The following is a 17,615-nucleotide window of genomic DNA, read 5'->3' on the forward strand; positions in this document are numbered from 1 at the left end:
GCAGATGCAGGACTGGCAGGCCCCCGCCGCGGGTGTCGAATCGCCGGGCGGGCGGCGCGCCCGTCATTTCGGCGCCGTGGGGGTACCACCCGCTTGCGGGGGAAAGTTGCGCACGCCGTAGTCGCGATATTCCGCCGAGTGGCGCGACCGCGCCCGCCGGCTGGTCTCGCCATAGGGCGGTGCCTGCGGGTGCTCGAAGGGGGAGCCATCCAGGGTTTCCTCGGCGCCGTAATGACGGGCGCGCCGCCCGCCCGGCGCCGCCACCACCACCGCAGATGGCCCCTCCGCCACACGCCGAGGCCCCGCCGCGGCATCGCGGCACCGACCCTCTGGCGCGGGGCTCGGATGGTGCGGACGACAGCACGCCCAGCGGGGGCCAGTCCGTGGCCGAACTGCTGGCGCGGCTGCAGGTCGAGCCCTCCGGCGGCGGTCGCCGCCGTCGCCGCGACGGCTGAGCTGGGAGCTTCCTCACATTGGGCCGCGACTGAGAATCGACTAAAGTCTTAGTGACCGTCCGGTACCCGCGCATGGGACTGGAACGAACCAAGAAAGCTATGAGGTCGTCTGCAATGGAGCAGTTCGACGGACTGCGCCCGGCCCGGCTCAAGGTGGGCATCATCTCCGCCGGGCGCGTGGGCTCCGCGCTCGGTGTCGCGCTGGAGCGTGCCGACCACGTCGTTGTGGCGTGCAGCGCGGTCTCGCACGCATCGCGCCAGCGGGCACAACACCGGTTGCCCGATACGCCGGTGGCATCGCCGCCGGACGTGGCCGCCAACGCCGAGCTGCTGCTGTTGGCGGTTCCCGATAGTGAACTCGCCGGCCTGGTGTCCGGGCTGGCGGCGACCGCGGCCGTGCGCCCCGGCACGATCGTCGCGCACACCTCCGGCGCCAACGGAGTCGGGATCCTGGCGCCGCTGAGCCACGACGGCTGCATCCCGTTGGCCATTCACCCCGCGATGACGTTCACCGGCTCCGACGAGGACATCAGCCGGCTGCCCGACACCTGCTTCGGGATCACCGCGGCCGACGAGGTCGGGTACGCAATCGCGCAGTCGCTGGTGCTCGAGATGGGCGGGGAGCCGTTCTGCGTCCCCGAGCAAGCCAGGGTGCTCTATCACGCCGCGCTGGCGCACGCGGGCAACCACATCGTGACGGTGCTCGCCGACGCGATCGAGGCGTTGCGGGCCGCGCTGCGCGGCAGCGAACTGCTCGGCCAACAGAGCGTCGACGACCAGCCGGGTGGCCTCGCCGAACGCATCGTCGGACCGCTGGCCCGGGCGGCGCTGGAGAACACCCTGCGGCGCGGGCAGGGCGCCCTCACCGGGCCGGTCGCCCGCGGTGACGCCGCCGCCGTCGCCGAGCACCTGGCCGCGCTGGCCGACGTCGACCCGGACCTGGCCCAGGCGTACCGCGTCATTGCGCTGCGGACCGCCCAGCGCGCGCACGCACCCGCCGACGTCCTCGAGGTCCTGGCGCGATGACGCCCACCTTCAAGCCCGGCGAACTCAATGTCTACTCGGCGCCGCGCGACGTTGCCGACGTCAGCCGAGCGCTGCGTCACACCGGCCGGCGCGTGATGCTGGTGCCCACCATGGGCGCCCTGCACGACGGCCACCTCGCCCTGGTGCGGGCCGCCAAGCGGGTCCCCGGCTCGGTGGTCGTGGTCTCGATCTTCGTCAACCCGCTGCAGTTCGGGGCCGGGGAAGACCTCGACGCCTACCCCCGGACCCTCGACGAGGACGTGGCGTTGCTGCGCGGCGAGGACGTCGAGATCGTGTTCGCGCCCACCGCGGCGGCGATGTACCCCGACGGCCTGCGCACCACCGTGCACCCCGGCCCGCTGGCCGCCGAACTCGAGGGCGGCGCGCGGCCGACCCATTTCGCCGGCGTGCTGACCGTGGTGTGCAAGCTGCTGCAGATCGTGCACCCGGACCGGATTTTCTTCGGCGAGAAGGATTACCAGCAGCTGGTCCTGATCCGCCAGATGGTGACCGACCTCAACATCGACGTGGCGGTGGTCGGCGTGCCCACGGTGCGCGAATACGACGGCCTGGCGATGTCGTCGCGCAACCGCTACCTGGACCCCGAGCAACGCGAGCTGGCCGGCACCCTTTCGGCGGCGCTGACGGCGGCGGCGCACGCCGCGCCCGCGGGTGCGCAGGCCGCGCTGGCCGCCGCTAACGCCGTGCTGGACGCCGTGCCGGCGATCAGCGTCGACTACCTGGAATTGCGCGACGCGAACCTGGGCCCGCTGCGGCCCGGCGCGCCCGGCCGGCTGCTGATCGCGGCCCGCCTGGGCACCACCCGACTGCTGGACAACATCGCCATCGAAATAGGAGCAACACCGCCGGCACCCTCGGGGCCGGACGCTTATCGGGACACCCTCGAATCACATTGGAGGAATTGATGTTACGGACCATGCTGAAGTCGAAGATTCACCGCGCCACGGTGACGCAGGCCGACCTGCACTACGTCGGCTCGGTGACCATCGACGCCGACCTGATGGACGCCGCGGACCTGCTCGAGGGCGAGCAGGTGACCATCGTGGACATCGACAACGGCGCCCGCCTGGTCACCTACGCGATCGCCGGCGAACGTGGCAGCGGCGTGATCGGAATCAACGGCGCCGCAGCGCATTTGGTGCACCCGGGCGACCTGGTGATCCTGATCGCCTACGGGACGATGGAAGACGCGGAGGCGCGCGCCTACCGGCCGCGGATCGTGTTCGTCGACGCCGACAACAAGCCGATCGACCTCGGCGACGACCCGGCCTTCGTGCCCGCTGATGCGGCGGAGCTGCTCGACCCCCGGATAGTCGCGAGTTAGCCGTGCTGCTGGCCATCGACGTCCGCAACACGCACACCGTCGTCGGACTGCTGTCGGGATCCAAGGAACATGCAAAGGTCGTGCAGCAGTGGCGGATTCGGACCGAGTCCGAGGTCACCGCGGACGAGCTCGCGCTGACCATCGACGGCCTGATCGGTGACGATTCCGAGCGCCTCACCGGCGCCGCTGCGCTGTCGACCGTACCGTCGGTGCTGCACGAGGTGCGGGTCATGCTCGACCAGTATTGGCCGTCGGTGCCCAGCGTGCTCATCGAGCCGGGGGTGCGCACCGGGATCCCGCTGCTGGTCGACAATCCGAAAGAGGTGGGCGCGGACCGGATCGTCAACTGCCTGGCCGCATTTCACAAGTACCGCAAGGCGGCCATCGTCGTCGATTTCGGGTCGTCGATCTGTGTGGACGTGGTGTCGGCCAAGGGCGAGTTTCTCGGCGGCGCCATCGCCCCGGGGGTGCAGGTTTCGTCCGATGCCGCCGCCGCCCGCTCAGCGGCGCTGCGCCGCGTCGAGCTGACCCGGCCCCGATCGGTGGTGGGCAAGAATACCGTCGAATGCATGCAGGCCGGTGCCGTTTTCGGCTTCGCCGGTCTGGTCGACGGTTTGGTCCGGCGCATCCGCGAGGACGTGGACGGCTTCGCCGGCGATGACGTGGCCGTCGTGGCGACCGGCCACACCGCGCCGCTGCTGCTGCCCGAACTGCATACCGTGAACCACTACGACCAGCACCTGACGTTGCAGGGCCTGCAGCTGGTCTTCGAACGCAACCGCGACGCCGAGCGCGGCCGGCTGAAGACGGCGCGCTAAGTCGCCTTCCCGGCGGTCAGTGTGAATCCACGGCGTTGGGTGTGAAACGTCGCAGCGATTGCGGCGAATTTCTCGCCCAGGTGCAACACGCAAAGCCCTGAATGCACACGCAGTGCCTGCTGATGCCTGCTGATGCCTTCTGAGGCCCGCTGGAGCGTCCTTTAAGCTGGCACGTCGTGAGTGACGCCGCCCCCGACCTTCCCGAGCAGTTCCGGATCCGCCGGGACAAGCGCGCTCGGCTGCTGGCCGAGGGATCCGACCCGTACCCCGTTGCGATCGAGCGCACCCACACCCTGGCCGAGGTCCGCGCCGCCCACCCCGACCTGCCCACCGACACCGCCACCGACGACATCGTCGGCGTCGCGGGCCGGGTCATCTTCGCGCGCAACTCGGGAAAACTGTGCTTTGCGACACTGCAGGACGGCGACGGCACCACGCTGCAGGTGATGGTCAGCCTCGACAAGATCGGCCGGGAGTCGCTCGACGCGTGGAAGGCCGACGTCGACCTCGGCGACATCGTCTACGTGCACGGCAACGTGATCAGCTCACGGCGCGGCGAATTGTCCGTGCTGGCCGACTCGTGGCGGATGGCGGCCAAGTCGCTGCGGCCGCTACCCGTCGCGCACAAGGAGATGAGCGAGGAGTCGCGAGTACGGCAGCGCTACGTCGACCTAATCGTCCGCCCCCAGGCCCGCACGGTGGCCCGGCAGCGAATCGCCGTGATCCGGGCGATCCGCAATGCGCTGGAACGGCGCGGCTTTCTCGAAGTCGAAACCCCTATCTTGCAGACGCTGGCCGGCGGCGCCGCTGCCCGGCCGTTCATCACGCATTCCAATGCGCTCGACATCGATCTCTACCTGCGGATCGCGCCGGAACTGTTCCTCAAGCGCTGCATCGTCGGCGGTTTCGACAAGGTCTTTGAGCTAAATCGGGTGTTCCGAAACGAAGGGGCCGATTCGACGCATTCTCCGGAATTTTCCATGCTGGAGACATACCAAACGTACGGAACCTACGACGATTCGGCGATCGTCACGCGTGAGCTTATTCAAGAGGTCGCCGACGAGGCGATCGGAACCCGACAACTGCCGTTCCCGGACGGCAGCGTGTACGACATCGACGGAGAATGGGCGACTATACAAATGTACCCGTCGCTGTCGGCGGCACTCGGTGAGGAGATCACGCCCGAGACGACGGTCGAGCGGCTGTGGGCGATCGCCGATCGGCTTGGTGTGGAGATCCCCGCCGACCGGGGCTACGGGCACGGCAAACTCGTCGAGGAGCTGTGGGAGCACACGGTGGGCAATTCCCTGACCGCGCCCACCTTCGTCAAGGATTTCCCAGTGGAGACAACACCTTTGACGCGACAGCACCGCAGCATTCCGGGCGTGACCGAGAAGTGGGACCTCTATCTTCGCGGGATCGAACTGGCCACCGGGTATTCCGAGTTGAACGATCCCGTCGTGCAACGGGAGCGGTTCGCCGCGCAGGCGCGGGCCGCTGCCGCCGGCGACGACGAGGCGATGGCGCTGGACGAAGATTTTCTCGCCGCGCTCGAGTATGGGATGCCGCCGTGCACGGGAACTGGAATGGGTATCGATCGGTTGTTGATGTCTTTGACCGGCCTGTCAATTCGAGAGACAGTTTTGTTCCCGATTGTTCGACCGCACTCCTGAGTTACCCGTTGCGTCCGGATTGAGTATCCTGGGTTGTTATGGCAGATTGGTGACTTGGGGAGTGAATCCAAACTGCTCAGCAACTGCTCAGGACGAAACGCGAGGGTAAGCTAATGGCGAAAAAAGTGACCGTCACCTTGGTCGATGATTTCGACGGTGCGGGCGCGGCCGACGAAACGGTTGAATTCGGGCTTGACGGGGTGACCTACGAGATTGACCTTTCGTCCAAGAATGCTGCGAAACTGCGCAACGATTTGAAGCAATGGGTCGCGGCGGGCCGCCGCGTCGGCGGTCGCCGGCGTGGGCGTTCCGGCTCGGGCCGTGGCCGCGGCGCCATCGACCGCGAGCAAAGCGCCGCGATCCGCGAATGGGCCCGCCGCAACGGGCACAACGTGTCGACGCGCGGCCGCATCCCCGCGGACGTCATCGACGCGTTCCACGCGGCGACCTAAGCGAAGCGCTTACCGGCGCCCGGGTCCGCAAGGCCCGGGCGCCGGTTGTTTTCGATTTCGCTGGCGGCGGAACGCCCGCCGGCCCGCGCGGGAAACGCTTTGGTGCTTTTCCTCGTTTACCTGGTACGGCTGCGTGCCCACGGGGGTATGCGGTCGGGACGGCCAGCAACCGCAACGTTAGGAACCCCGGCGGGCCGACCATTACAGTGGAGAGCAGGTACGCGGTTCCGGCCCCCAGGGGCCGGCAATTGGCCATCAAGAGGTCTGTACCGATGGTTAGGGAGAGCAGGTAAGCACCGATGTTCGAAAGATTTACCGACCGTGCCCGCAGGGTCGTCGTCCTGGCGCAAGAAGAGGCCCGGATGCTCAACCACAACTACATCGGCACCGAGCACATCCTGCTGGGTTTGATTCACGAGGGCGAGGGCGTCGCGGCGAAGTCGCTGGAGTCCCTGGGCATCTCGCTCGAGGGCGTTCGCAGCCAGGTCGAGGAGATCATCGGCCAGGGCCAGCAGGCGCCGTCGGGGCACATCCCGTTCACCCCGCGCGCCAAGAAGGTTCTCGAGCTGAGCCTGCGCGAGGCGCTGCAGCTGGGCCACAACTACATCGGCACCGAGCACATTCTGCTCGGCCTGATCCGCGAGGGTGAGGGCGTAGCCGCCCAGGTGTTGGTCAAGCTGGGCGCGGAGCTGACGCGGGTGCGCCAGCAGGTGATCCAGCTGTTGAGCGGTTACCAGGGCAAGGAAGCCGCGGAAGCCGGAACCGGCGGCCGCGGCGGCGAGTCCGGCAGCCCGTCGACGTCGCTGGTGCTCGACCAGTTCGGCCGAAACCTGACGGCCGCCGCGATGGAAGGCAAGCTGGACCCGGTCATCGGCCGCGAGAAGGAAATCGAGCGGGTGATGCAGGTGCTGAGCCGGCGCACCAAGAACAACCCGGTGCTGATCGGCGAGCCCGGCGTCGGCAAGACCGCCGTCGTCGAGGGCCTGGCGCAGGCCATCGTGCACGGTCAGGTTCCGGAGACGCTGAAGGACAAGCAGCTCTACACGCTGGACCTGGGTTCGCTGGTGGCGGGCAGCCGCTACCGCGGTGACTTCGAGGAACGCCTCAAGAAGGTGCTCAAGGAGATCAACACCCGCGGCGACATCATCCTGTTCATCGACGAGTTGCACACGCTGGTGGGCGCCGGTGCCGCCGAGGGCGCGATCGACGCGGCGAGCATCCTCAAGCCCAAGCTGGCCCGCGGCGAGCTTCAGACGATCGGCGCCACCACGCTCGACGAGTACCGCAAGTACATCGAGAAGGACGCCGCCCTGGAGCGCCGCTTCCAGCCCGTGCAGGTGGGGGAGCCGACGGTGGAGCACACCATCGAGATCCTCAAGGGCCTGCGCGACCGCTACGAGGCGCACCACCGGGTGTCGATCAGCGACAGCGCGATCGTGGCCGCCGCCACGCTGGCCGACCGCTACATCAACGACCGGTTCCTGCCGGACAAGGCGATCGACCTGATCGACGAGGCGGGCGCGCGGATGCGGATCCGCCGGATGACCGCGCCGCCAGACCTGCGCGAGTTCGACGAGAAGATCGCCGAGGCGCGCCGCGAGAAGGAATCGGCGATCGACGCCCAGGACTTCGAGAAGGCGGCCAGCCTGCGCGATCGCGAGAAGCAACTGGTGGCCCAGCGCGCCGAGCGCGAAAAGCAGTGGCGCTCGGGCGATCTCGACGTGGTGGCCGAGGTCGACGACGAGCAGATCGCCGAGGTGCTGGGCAACTGGACCGGCATCCCGGTGTTCAAGCTCACCGAGGCCGAGACCACGCGACTGCTGCGCATGGAGGACGAGCTGCACAAGCGGATCATCGGCCAGGAGGACGCCGTCAAGGCCGTCTCCAAGGCGATCCGCCGCACCCGCGCCGGGCTGAAGGACCCCAAGCGCCCGTCGGGTTCGTTCATCTTCGCCGGCCCGTCCGGTGTCGGTAAGACCGAGCTGTCCAAGGCGCTGGCGAACTTCCTGTTCGGCGACGACGACGCGCTCATCCAGATCGACATGGGCGAGTTCCACGACCGGTTCACCGCGTCGCGGTTGTTCGGCGCCCCGCCGGGATACGTCGGCTACGAGGAGGGCGGCCAGCTCACCGAGAAGGTGCGGCGCAAGCCGTTCTCGGTCGTGCTGTTCGACGAGATCGAGAAGGCCCACCAGGAGATCTACAACAGCCTGTTGCAGGTCCTCGAGGACGGCCGGTTGACCGACGGTCAGGGCCGCACGGTGGACTTCAAGAACACGGTGCTGATCTTCACGTCCAACCTGGGCACGTCCGACATCTCGAAGCCGGTCGGCCTGGGCTTCACGCAGGGTGGCGGTGAGAACAACTACGAGCGGATGAAGCAGAAGGTCAACGACGAGCTGAAGAAGCACTTCCGCCCGGAGTTCCTCAACCGCATCGACGACATCATCGTCTTCCACCAGCTGACCAAGGACGAGATCATCCGGATGGTCGACCTCATGATCGGCCGGGTCGCGGGCCAGCTCAAGAGCAAGGACATGGCCCTCGAGCTCACCGACAAGGCCAAGTCGCTGCTGGCCAAGCGTGGCTTCGACCCGGTGCTGGGCGCGCGTCCGTTGCGGCGCACCATCCAGCGTGAGATCGAGGACCAGCTCTCGGAGAAGATTCTCTTCGAGGAGGTCGGACCCGGACAGATCGTCACCGTCGACGTCGACAACTGGGACGGCGAAGGTGCCGGCGAGGAGGCGGTGTTCACGTTCACCGGGACCCGCAAGCCGCCGGCCGAGCCGGATCTGGCCAAGGCCGGGGCGCACGCGGCTCCCGAAACGCAGTAGCCAGTACCGAAAACGGGCGGTTAGTCTCTGACGGGACTACCGCCCGTTTTTGTTTGCTCAAGAGAAGGACGCGCCGTGCTGATCGTGACAACCAATGACCTTCCGGGCTGGGAGATCCAGCGGGTGTGCGGCGAGGTGTTCGGACTGACCGTCCGCTCGCGAAATGCGTTCTCCCAGATGGGCGCCGGCTTCAAGGCGATGTTCGGTGGCGAGCTGCAGGGGATGACCAAGAACCTCTCAGACAGCCGCAACGAGGCGATGGGACGGCTGATCGCCGAGGCGCGCAACCGCGGCGGCAACGCTATCGTCGCGATGCGCTTCGACACCACCGAAATCGGCGACGTGTGGACCGAGATCTGCGCCTACGGCACGGCGGTCCAGGCGGTCCCGGTCACCGAGGGGGCCAAGTACACCGCCGGCCAGCTCGGCTACGGCGCCGCGGCTCCCCAGCATTGACGCCCGGTCTACACTGACACCTGTCCTGACGGGACACGGAATCTGGTGAAATTCCAGAACGGTCGCGCCACTGTCGAAAGTCAGACCCGTAGCCCGTCATCCGCAGCGGGGACGCGCAATCCCCGGAAGGAGAACCCGTGGCAAATCTCGAGAAAGCCGGTGCCCGTACTCGGGCGATCGATCTGTCGGCGGCAAGTGCCGCGCTCTGGTTGGCGGCGACCGCCTTCCTGGCGCTCCTGGCGCTGTACTTCGTCGGGCTCGATCAGGGCGCGGTGTCGCTGTTCGGCAGCGACTCCCATGTGCACGAGTTCGTCCACGACGCGCGCCATCTGCTCGGCTTCCCCTGCCACTAAACCGGGAAAGACCCGGCGGCGTGGAGAAGCGGCTGATTGGAGGCGGTCTCGTGGCGGGGGCCGTCGGCGCGGTGCTGGCCTTCCTGTTCGCCCGCGTGTGCGCCGAACCGGTCATCGCCCGCGCGATCGCTTTTGAGGACGGGCGAAGCGACGCCCTGGACGCTCATGGCGTGCACGAGCACGGCGCCGAGTTGTTCACCCGAGGTGTGCAGGCCAACGCCGGATTGGGTTTCGGCATATTGATTTTCGGCCTCGCGATGGGGGCGTTGTTCGCCGTGGCGTTTTGCGTCGTCTCCGTGCGCGCGAGAAACATTGGGCCGCGGCCGCTTTCGGCTCTCCTGGCGGCGGGCGCCTTTGGAGCGGTATACCTCGTGCCGTTCCTGAAGTACCCCCCGAATCCGCCAGCGGTAGGTCAGGCGGACACGATCGGGGCCCGCACCGGCTGGTATCTGGTGATGGTGGCGGCCTCGGTGGCCCTGACGATCGTCGCGGTGTGGCTGGCCCGGCAGCTCGCCGCCCGGCTCGGCGCGTGGAACGCGGGCCTGGTCGCGGCGCTGGCCTATGTGCTGGCGATCGCGATGCTGGCGGCGCTGCTTCCTGTCGTCGACGAGACGCCGGCGCCGTTGCGCGACGCCTCGGGCGCGATCATCTATCCCGGCTTCCCGGCCGACGTGCTGTACGAATTCAGACTGCTTTCGGTGGGGGCGCAGCTGGTGATGTGGGTTTCCATCGGCGTGGTCTTCGCGACGGTGGCGGGCCGGCTGCTGGGGGAGCGCGCGGGCAGCGGACGGGAACCGAGCGTCGCGACATGACCGATGTCGTCCGCCTGACCCTGGTGTCGCACGCGATGACCGACGCCATGGCCGACGGGCGCTTCCCCGCGGACGAGCCCCTCAACGGCCTCGGCCTTCGGCAGGCGAAAAAGGCTGGGCGCCTTGAGGTCGATGGGACCACGCGCCAACTCACGGGTCCCGAGCGGCGCGCCCGCCAAACCGCCCAGCTGCTGGGCCTGCACGCCACGGTCGAGCCGCGGCTGGCCGACCTCGATTGCGGCGGGTGGTGCGGGCAGACCCTGCGGGCCGTCGGCCCCGCCGATCTCGAGACGTGGCTGACCGATCCGGCGGGGGCGCCGCATGGCGGCGAGTCGATCGTCGCCCTGACGGACCGGGTGGCCGGCTGGCTGGAGTCCCTGACCGGCGACGCGTCGCCCACGGTGGCGGTGACGCACCCCGCGGTGATCCGCGCCGCCATCCTGCGCGGCCTGGATGCGCCGCCGAAGTCGTTCTGGCGCATCGATATTGCGCCGGTCAGTCGCACAGTGCTGCATTTCCGAAGCGGCCGCTGGACGCTGCGTTTGTGAGTTCCTGGCGGCTCTCCAGGTCATGCGGCTTGCCTAGAATTTGATAGCGCGGGCGCTATCGAATTCGTGAGTCACTATCCCTAGCGTCATCCGGCGGCCGACGCCGGTCTGATCTCTACACTCGGCGGCTCGCGCAGCCACGCCGTGGAGACCGTCGACCACTCCCCGACGCCGACATGGGAGCCGAACCGAGTCGTCGAGATCTTGGGATGGGCCAGCAGCAGTCCCGCCGCTGACAGGTGTACGGCATCCCAGCACTCCGCGATCGCCGGCCAGTCCGGGTACTTGCAGCCGCCCGCCGTGACGGTGTTCGCGTCGATCAACTCGGCCCAATCACGGGCCGAGTCGACCCGCGCCACGCGAACCCGGGCGACGTCGAAATGCACCTCCCAGCGCGGCGCTTCGCGTCTCAGGTTCTCGCCGCAGAGGGTCCACGAGTCCTCGTCCTCCGTGATCGGCGTCGAGGTCCAGAACGCGCCGGCCGGCAACGCACTCAACGGGTCCCGATTGCCGATGCGGGGTGCGCGCACTTCGCCGATCGCTCCCTGATGGATCTGCGGCGAGCCGAATGTCGCCAGCCCGGTTAAGGCCGCAAGGCCGGCGATGTCGTGGCTGCGCAGCTCCGGATCGTTAACGTCGAGGTTCGCCACCTCTCGATAGCGATCGGAGTACAGATAACCGCTGACGGCCGAGGTCGCCGCCCGGATCAGCCTCTCGGGTACGGCGAGGCCACCGAAGGAGCGCATGTCATCGACGAACAGCCGCCCCGGAAAGGTATCCAGCAGCGACTCGCGAACAGTCACCCGGCTACTTGGGCCCGATCAGCGCGAATGCCTGCCTGGCGACCTGCAGCATCCAGCCCGTCACCCGGGGGCCGTGATCGCGGGGCCAGTTGAGCTGAAAGCTGACCACCCACGGCTGCTGGTTCTTGTCGACGGCGTACCAGCTGAACGTCAGATCACCGGGCAGCCCACCGGCTTTCGCGCCGATATACGGCCAGATGTTGCGGTCCAACTGGATGCCGGCCACCGCGGAAAGGATCTGCCTGACCGGTGCGGCCGGCCCGACCGCGTCGGCTTGCAGCGCCACGTGCACCCGGCAGATGTCCTCGGCGCTGCCGTACCACTCCGCGCCGTAGGCCGACGCCGGGGTGTGGGCATGGGCCGGATCCGGTTGGTAGGGAGTCGAATCCGCCTGCGCCAGCAGCTGGGCGCGCACCTGCTTGGAGCCCTGCTTCCACTGGTCGCGCAGATCAGGTTTGCCCCAGCCGACGGAGAACAGCTCATACATCGTGGGGAACGGCGTCATGCTGCCCGGGTCGTGATGCCCCGCGGTGGCGAGCGCCTCCTCGATGGCGTGCGTTCCCAGTCTTCCGATCAGCAGGTCGGTGGCCATGTTGTCGCTGGTGGCGATCATCTTCTCGGCCGCCGTGCGCACCGAAACCTGTGCTCCCACAGGCAACTCCAGCCCCGACGAGCCGACCGCCCGGCCCTTCTCGGTGACGGTGAGCTGATCGTCCCACGACACGGTGCCGTTTCGGACGGCGCCGGCGACCGCGTGCAGCACGTACAACTTGAAAATCGATGCCAGCGGCAGCGATTCGGCGGTGTTGGTGCCGGCGACCGGGTCGCAGCGCCCGTTGTCGACCTTGGCGGCCTGGTAGGAATAGCGGGCGCCCGTCTTGCTCAGCACGGCGTCGACGTCGCGCCAGGAGTTGATCTTCGGCGGCTGGGTGTCGACGTCGAACCGGTCGACCCGGCCCTCGTCGTCGGTGTGTATCCGAATGTCTTGCCGCGCGCCGTACGACGTGACCAGGTGCAGCGTGGCGACGCTGGCGCCGAGGTCGACGGCGTCGAGGGTGAAGGGGCGATCCCACCACAGCCCCTCCATGGTGGTCTCGACCGACTCGACCTTCTCGGGCGCGGCCAGGGTGCCCACCCCGACCGGGCCGATCGGCCAGTCCGAGTTCAGCATGTCCAACGTCTGCTGCGCGCGGATGCCGGGAGGCGTCCGGGTGTCGATCTGCCGGCCCGGGTTCGCCGCGTTGGCCTGCGGGGAGGGGGAGGGGGCGCAACCCGGCGCCAGGGTCACCACCAGCGCCGCCGCGGCGCCCAACGCCGCCGCGCGGCGCCGAGCCGATCGGTCGCTAATTACCCTGCTTGCTGCCGGCAACGTCCATCACGACCTCGAATTCCAGCAAAGATGCCCCGGTCGCCACCGGGTTGGCCCGCTCTCCGGCATGAGCCTCGATGGCGGGACCTTTCGCCCAGGCCTGGAAGGCGTCTTCGGACTCCCAATGCGTCACCACGAAGTAGCGGTTCTCGCCCTTGATCGGGCGCAGCAACTGGAAGCCGAGGAAACCGGGCTGGTTGTCCACCGCGTGCGCGCGGTGGGCGAACCGCTTCTCCAGCTCGGGGCCGGCGTCTGCGGGCACCTCGATTGCATTGATCTTCACCACTTGCGGCATTCCGCTAGGCTACCGCGCCGCCCGCCTTAACCGACTCCCGGGCGGGCCACGCAAGATGGTGATATGCCCAGCGACCTGTTGACCTGCCGCGGTGGCCGGGGTGAGCCGTTGGTGCTGGTGCACGGCCTGATGGGCCGCGGCACCACCTGGTCGCGCCAGCTGCCGTGGCTGGCGCGGTTGGGCACCGTCTACACCTACGACGCCCCCTGGCACCGGGGCCGTGACGTCGACGACCCGCACCCGATCAGCACCGAACGCTTCGTCGCCGATCTGGCCGACGCGGTCGACTCCCTGGGAACGGCTGCCAGAATGGTCGGGCATTCGATGGGGGCCCTGCACTCGTGGTGCCTCGCCGCGGAGCGCCCGGATCTGGTCTCGGCACTCGTGATCGAGGACATGGCGCCGGACTTCCGCGGCCGCACCACCGGGCCGTGGGAGCCCTGGCTGCACGCCCTTCCGGTCGAATTCGACTCTGCCGAGCAAGTATTCGACGAGTTCGGGCCCGTCGCCGGGCAATATTTTCTGGACGCCTTCGACCGCACCGAACGCGGGTGGCGCCTGCACGGGCACACCCCGCGCTGGATCGAGATCGCGGCCGAATGGGGGACCCGGGACTACTGGGCACAGTGGGCGGCCGTGCGGGCCCCGGCGCTGCTGATCGAGGCAGGCAACTCCGTAACCCCGCCGGGCCAGATGCGCGCGATGACCGAAACATCCTCCGCGACAACGTATTTGCACGTACCGGAGGCCGGTCACCTGATCCACGACGAGGCGCCACAGGTGTATCGCGAGGCCGTGGAGTCGTTTCTGGCGGTCAGCGCCGGCCGGTAATCCCACGCGCGGTGCGCAGCGCCACCGCCATGAGCGTGTTCGTCGGGTTCTGACAACCGGACGTGACGAACACGCTGCCGTCGGCGACAAAAACGTTGTCCATCTGGTGCATTCGCCCGTTGGGGTCGACGACGCTGGTCGCCGGGGACACGCCCATCTGCATTCCGCCCATCACGTGTTTGGTGTTCGGCGGCGTGCCGCCGCCCAGCTTTCGTTCCAGGCCGTCCGGGACGGCGGCGAACAGCTGCGCGCCGGCCGCCGCCATCATCGCGGTGATGGGCACCAGGTAGAACGTCTGTGCCACCGCCTCGTGCCTGCCGGGCGCCCAGGTCACGCGAGCCACCGGCTGGCCGTTGAGGTCCGTGACCGTCGGGTCGAGGGTGACGTTGTTGGTCAGGTATGGCAGGTCGGTGCCGATGAAGTTCACGCCGGCGAGCCGGTCGCGCAGCAGCGAGGCGCGCATCAGGTCCTTGAACGGGCTGCCGAACAGCTGCACCCCGGGCAGGAATCCGAGGATCTCCTGGTAGAACTTTCCCTCCGTGATCGGGTCCTGGCTGCCGCCCAGCTCGCACAGCCCGCCGCGGATGTAGGGCAGCCCGGCCAGCTTCGCCGCAAGCCGGGCCCCGGGGAAGTTGGGATCGCAGAAATCCTCCATGCACTGCGTGATCGAGCGGCCACGGTAGGCGTGCACTCGCTGGTCGAGGTAGATGCCGAACCCGTCGACGAAGTTGTGGAACATCAGCCGCGCGCCGATCCGCCCGCTGGCGTCGGGCAGGCCGGACAGCAACGCCAGGCGCGCGGTCTCGATCGCCGACGCGGCCAGCACCACCAGGTCCGCGCTTTCCCCGCCCGGGCTGCCGCGCGGGTCGAGATAGGAGACACCGGTGGCCCGCCGGCCGGTGAAATTCACCTTGGTGACGGTCGTTTCGGGACGTAACTGCGCCCGCCCGGTCCGCAGCGCCACCCGCAGCGGGGCGAGCGCGCCCACCCGGGCCGAGATCGGGCAACCATAGTTGCTGCAGAAACCGCAGTTATTGCACGCCGGGCGGCCGTCGTATTCGACCGAATTGATCGCGGTCGGGAACGGATACGGATGCAGCCCGATTCGCTTGGCCCCCTTGGCGATCAGCGTCGACGAGCGCTGCTGCGGCCCGGGCGGCATCGGGTATTGCCGCGAGCGCGGCGCGTGCTTCAACGAGAGCGCGGGAATCGTCCCGACGTCGCCCTGCGTCCCGAGCAGCACCTCGATGATGTCGTAGTACGGTGCGATCTCGCTGTATTCGAACGGCCAGTCCTGCACGTCCGCGCCCGGCTGCGGGCCGAGCATCGACAGCCCCTTGAAGTCGATGTCCCAGAACCGCGGCACCTTGGCGTCCCAGTGCACGGTCCCGCCGCCGACGGTCACCGGAAGCTCGTTGACCGGGCCGACGTAGCCGGCGGCCTGGGAGGCGTTGTGTCGGTAGGTGCGCGGGTAGGCGAGCGGGTCGGGCTGCTCGAAGTAGCGGTACAGCGACTTGAGTTCGTCGTTGGCGAATGTGGTCCCGAGCGGACCGGTGCCCTCCAGGTTGGTGAAGTAGTTCGATCCCTTCTCGAATATCACGACATCCCAACCGTTTTCGGCCAGCTCCATCGCCACCGTCGACCCGCCGGCGCCGGAGCCGACGATGACCGCCTTAGGCACTCACGCCGCCCCTTCCGCCCAGTTTGCCGATGACCTGTTCCCAGCCACCGCGGCGCAGGCGGTTGATGATGTCGCTGAGGACGACCACGTCCCACTGAACCGCCTGCACCTCGGCGGGGGTGTATCCGCGCGGCTGGGAGTCCCCGGGGTACTTGATGTCCTTCCAGCCCACCAGGTTCGCGTTGCCGCCGTACTCGGGGACGCTGTACATCGCCTCGATGGTGTGACCGAACAGCACGCCGGCGAACGTCGCCGCCGGACCGTGGGCCAGGATTAGGTCCTGCTTCACCCCAGGGATCGCGGTGAAGTCGCCGCCCGCCTGCTGGTCGAGTAACGCGATGCCGCTGCTGTATTGGTCGCGCAGCTGCGTCAGGCGCTGCTGCCACGCGTAGGCCTGGGCGCGGTTGAGCGGCACGAAGGTGGCCATGTAGTCCTGCGAGCCGCCGGCGCGATTGCTCCACGGCCCGCCGGCGTGCACGTCGGCGGGCGTGACGTCGAAGACCGACAACATCCGGTCAAGGTAGTTGACGACGTTCGCCTCGTGCGCCCCCGGGCCGAACTCGACCGGGCAGTCCTGCGGCCCGGGGATCAGGCGGCGGGTGGCGGCGTCGAGCACCGCGGCCTGGTGCTGCGTCAGGAAGCGGTAGCCCGGGTCGGCCGACGCGACGGGCACGGCGCCCCTCATGGCGGCGGCCAGCGGCAGCAGGCTCAGGCCGCCGAGGACCGCGCGCCGGGACACCGGCGGCAAGCGGGATCCCTGGCCGGCCTCCTCGCTGGGCACATCGGCAGGGTATGACGCGGATATGAGTCTGACGTGGAACGCGGACCGGGCGGCGTGTCGCGTTGCGCGGGAACGGGCTTGTGGGATAACGCCCCGCGCTTCCGGCTCGCCGTCCCGCTCCCGGCCAGGGCCCGAAGCCGGACCCCGAGGTGCGGACCGCGGCACCATTTGATAAATTCTTCAATCGTTCGAATATAGGAAACGTGGAGTCTTCAGGAGAGCTGCCGTGTCGGTGCCGCTGTACAAGGTCAAGGCCGAGTTCTTCAAGACGTTGGGGCACCCGGCGCGGATCAGGGTCCTCGAGCTTCTCGTCACCGGGGACAAGTCGGTCGCCGAACTGCTGCCCGAGGTGGGGCTGGAGTCGTCGAACCTGTCGCAGCAGCTCGGGGTGTTGCGCCGCGCGGGTGTGGTCGACGCGCGCCGCGACGGCAACACGATGATCTATTCGATCGCCTCGCCGGACATCGCCGAGCTGCTGTTGGTTGCGCGCAAGGTTCTCACCGGGGTGCTCAGCGACCGCGTGGCGGTGTTGGAGGACCTGCGCGCCGGCGGCGCGGGGTAGCGCATGGGGTGGATCCGCAAAGCGTTCCGGGTCGGCCGGATCGCCGAACCCGCTACCCCCGCACTGCGGCCGGTGGTGAAACCGCTTGCCGGGGTGCGTGGTTCGCTTCAGGTCCGCCACGTCGACGCGGGTTCCTGCAACGGGTGCGAGGTGGAGATCGCCGGGGCGTTCGGACCGGTGTACGACGCCGAGCGGTTCGGTGCGCGGTTGGTGGCCTCCCCGCGCCACGCCGACGCGCTGCTGGTGACGGGCGTGGTGACGCGCAACATGGCGGGCCCGTTGGCCGCGACGCTCGAAGCCACCCCGCTGCCGCGCCGGGTGATCGCCTGCGGTGACTGCGCCCTGAACCGCGGGGTTTTCGCGGACGCGTACGGCGTGGTCGGCGCGGTGGGTGAGCTGGTGGAAGTCGACGTGGAGATCCCGGGCTGCCCGCCGACCCCGGGTCAGATCGTCGAGGCGCTCAGATCGGTGACCGGCAAGTGACCGCGGAACTGGCGACGCGCCCAGTGGCCGCGCCAAAC

Annotated in this window: 20 protein-coding genes; 15 read left to right on the top strand and 5 right to left on the bottom strand. The window is 68.5% G+C overall.

The genetic code is table 11. The features are described 5' to 3' along the window. Positions 1-275: 275 nt before the first annotated feature. The 12 genes from A5706_RS35240 (at position 276) to A5706_RS13310 (ending at position 10,772) form a co-directional block, all read left to right on the top strand. Positions 276-455: a hypothetical protein gene (locus A5706_RS35240; protein ID WP_068131233.1), complete on the top strand. Its 180-nt coding sequence runs from the start codon at positions 276-278 to the stop codon at positions 453-455. 114 nt (positions 456-569) lie between these two features. After that, positions 570-1,481, top strand: a complete 912-nt coding sequence (locus A5706_RS13260) for a Rossmann-like and DUF2520 domain-containing protein (protein WP_068131236.1) — start codon at positions 570-572, stop codon at positions 1,479-1,481. After that, entirely contained in the window at positions 1,478-2,407 is a 930-nt protein-coding gene (gene panC, locus A5706_RS13265) for a pantoate--beta-alanine ligase (RefSeq protein WP_068131238.1), read from the top strand. The genes A5706_RS13260 and panC overlap by 4 nt, the downstream gene beginning before the upstream one ends. Beyond that, a complete protein-coding gene (gene panD / locus A5706_RS13270; protein WP_068131240.1) occupies positions 2,407-2,826 on the top strand; it encodes an aspartate 1-decarboxylase in 420 nt (139 codons plus the stop codon). Before panC ends, panD begins: the two co-directional genes overlap by 1 nt. A gap of 2 nt (positions 2,827-2,828) precedes the next feature. Beyond that, positions 2,829-3,644 (top strand): type III pantothenate kinase, encoded by an 816-nt coding sequence (locus A5706_RS13275; RefSeq protein ID WP_068131242.1) that lies wholly within the window; start codon positions 2,829-2,831, stop codon positions 3,642-3,644. A gap of 176 nt (positions 3,645-3,820) precedes the next feature. Continuing rightward, positions 3,821-5,317 (top strand): lysine--tRNA ligase, encoded by a 1,497-nt coding sequence (gene lysS / locus A5706_RS13280; RefSeq protein ID WP_068131244.1) that lies wholly within the window; start codon positions 3,821-3,823, stop codon positions 5,315-5,317. Between the two features lie 113 nt (positions 5,318-5,430). Continuing rightward, positions 5,431-5,769 carry a histone-like nucleoid-structuring protein Lsr2 gene (lsr2, locus tag A5706_RS13285; protein ID WP_036363110.1) on the top strand — a complete coding sequence of 113 codons (339 nt, stop codon included), beginning with the start codon at positions 5,431-5,433 and terminating at the stop codon, positions 5,767-5,769. 299 nt (positions 5,770-6,068) lie between these two features. Then, positions 6,069-8,603 carry an ATP-dependent protease ATP-binding subunit ClpC gene (clpC1, locus tag A5706_RS13290; protein WP_068100041.1) on the top strand — a complete coding sequence of 845 codons (2,535 nt, stop codon included), beginning with the start codon at positions 6,069-6,071 and terminating at the stop codon, positions 8,601-8,603. Between the two features lie 75 nt (positions 8,604-8,678). Further along, complete coding sequence (locus A5706_RS13295) at positions 8,679-9,059, top strand: YbjQ family protein (protein ID WP_068131246.1); 381 nt, start codon at positions 8,679-8,681, stop codon at positions 9,057-9,059. A gap of 137 nt (positions 9,060-9,196) precedes the next feature. After that, positions 9,197-9,412 (top strand): CbtB-domain containing protein, encoded by a 216-nt coding sequence (locus A5706_RS13300; protein ID WP_068131248.1) that lies wholly within the window; start codon positions 9,197-9,199, stop codon positions 9,410-9,412. Positions 9,413-9,432: 20 nt separating this feature from the next. Next, on the top strand, positions 9,433-10,224 hold the full coding sequence (locus tag A5706_RS13305) for a CbtA family protein (RefSeq protein WP_068131250.1): 792 nt from the start codon (positions 9,433-9,435) through the stop codon (positions 10,222-10,224). After that, positions 10,221-10,772, top strand: coding sequence for a histidine phosphatase family protein (locus A5706_RS13310; RefSeq protein WP_068131253.1), 552 nt, complete (start codon positions 10,221-10,223; stop codon positions 10,770-10,772). The genes A5706_RS13305 and A5706_RS13310 overlap by 4 nt, the downstream gene beginning before the upstream one ends. An 86-nt stretch (positions 10,773-10,858) precedes the next feature. Here the strand turns inward: A5706_RS13310 and A5706_RS13315 are convergent, their stop codons facing one another. The 3 genes from A5706_RS13315 to mhuD are packed head-to-tail and all read right to left on the bottom strand — an operon-like array spanning position 10,859 to position 13,239. Further along, on the bottom strand, positions 10,859-11,575 hold the full coding sequence (locus A5706_RS13315; RefSeq protein ID WP_068131255.1) for a hypothetical protein: 717 nt from the start codon (positions 11,573-11,575) through the stop codon (positions 10,859-10,861). A 4-nt stretch (positions 11,576-11,579) separates the two neighbouring features. Beyond that, positions 11,580-12,944, bottom strand: coding sequence for a serine hydrolase (locus A5706_RS13320; protein ID WP_068131257.1), 1,365 nt, complete (start codon positions 12,942-12,944; stop codon positions 11,580-11,582). After that, complete coding sequence (gene mhuD / locus A5706_RS13325; protein WP_067153222.1) at positions 12,919-13,239, bottom strand: mycobilin-forming heme oxygenase MhuD; 321 nt, start codon at positions 13,237-13,239, stop codon at positions 12,919-12,921. The genes A5706_RS13320 and mhuD overlap by 26 nt, the downstream gene beginning before the upstream one ends. Before the next feature lie 63 nt (positions 13,240-13,302). Here mhuD and A5706_RS13330 point away from each other — a divergent pair, with 63 nt between their 5' ends. Then, positions 13,303-14,070: an alpha/beta fold hydrolase gene (locus A5706_RS13330; protein WP_068131259.1), complete on the top strand. Its 768-nt coding sequence runs from the start codon at positions 13,303-13,305 to the stop codon at positions 14,068-14,070. Here A5706_RS13330 and A5706_RS13335 read toward each other — a convergent pair. Both A5706_RS13335 and A5706_RS13340 read right to left on the bottom strand, forming a co-directional pair. Then, a complete protein-coding gene (locus A5706_RS13335) occupies positions 14,054-15,751 on the bottom strand; it encodes a GMC oxidoreductase (RefSeq protein WP_068131261.1) in 1,698 nt (565 codons plus the stop codon). The genes A5706_RS13330 and A5706_RS13335 overlap by 17 nt on opposite strands. Further along, positions 15,744-16,532, bottom strand: a complete 789-nt coding sequence (locus A5706_RS13340) for a gluconate 2-dehydrogenase subunit 3 family protein (protein ID WP_068131263.1) — start codon at positions 16,530-16,532, stop codon at positions 15,744-15,746. Before A5706_RS13340 ends, A5706_RS13335 begins: the two co-directional genes overlap by 8 nt. 226 nt (positions 16,533-16,758) lie before the next feature. Between A5706_RS13340 and A5706_RS13345 the strand changes: the two genes are divergently transcribed. Together A5706_RS13345 and A5706_RS13350 are read left to right on the top strand one after the other, a co-directional pair. Continuing rightward, the gene (locus tag A5706_RS13345; RefSeq protein WP_068131265.1) at positions 16,759-17,094 is read left to right on the top strand and encodes a lsr2/espR transcriptional regulator; all 336 of its coding nucleotides are present in this window, start codon (positions 16,759-16,761) and stop codon (positions 17,092-17,094) included. 3 nt (positions 17,095-17,097) lie between these two features. Then, positions 17,098-17,577 (top strand): NADH-quinone oxidoreductase subunit B family protein, encoded by a 480-nt coding sequence (locus A5706_RS13350; RefSeq protein ID WP_068131267.1) that lies wholly within the window; start codon positions 17,098-17,100, stop codon positions 17,575-17,577. Positions 17,578-17,615: the final 38 nt, after the last annotated feature.

Origin of the sequence: Mycobacterium sp. E796, assembly GCF_001672815.1 — a bacterium.
Classification (GTDB): Bacteria; Actinomycetota; Actinomycetes; order Mycobacteriales; family Mycobacteriaceae; genus Mycobacterium.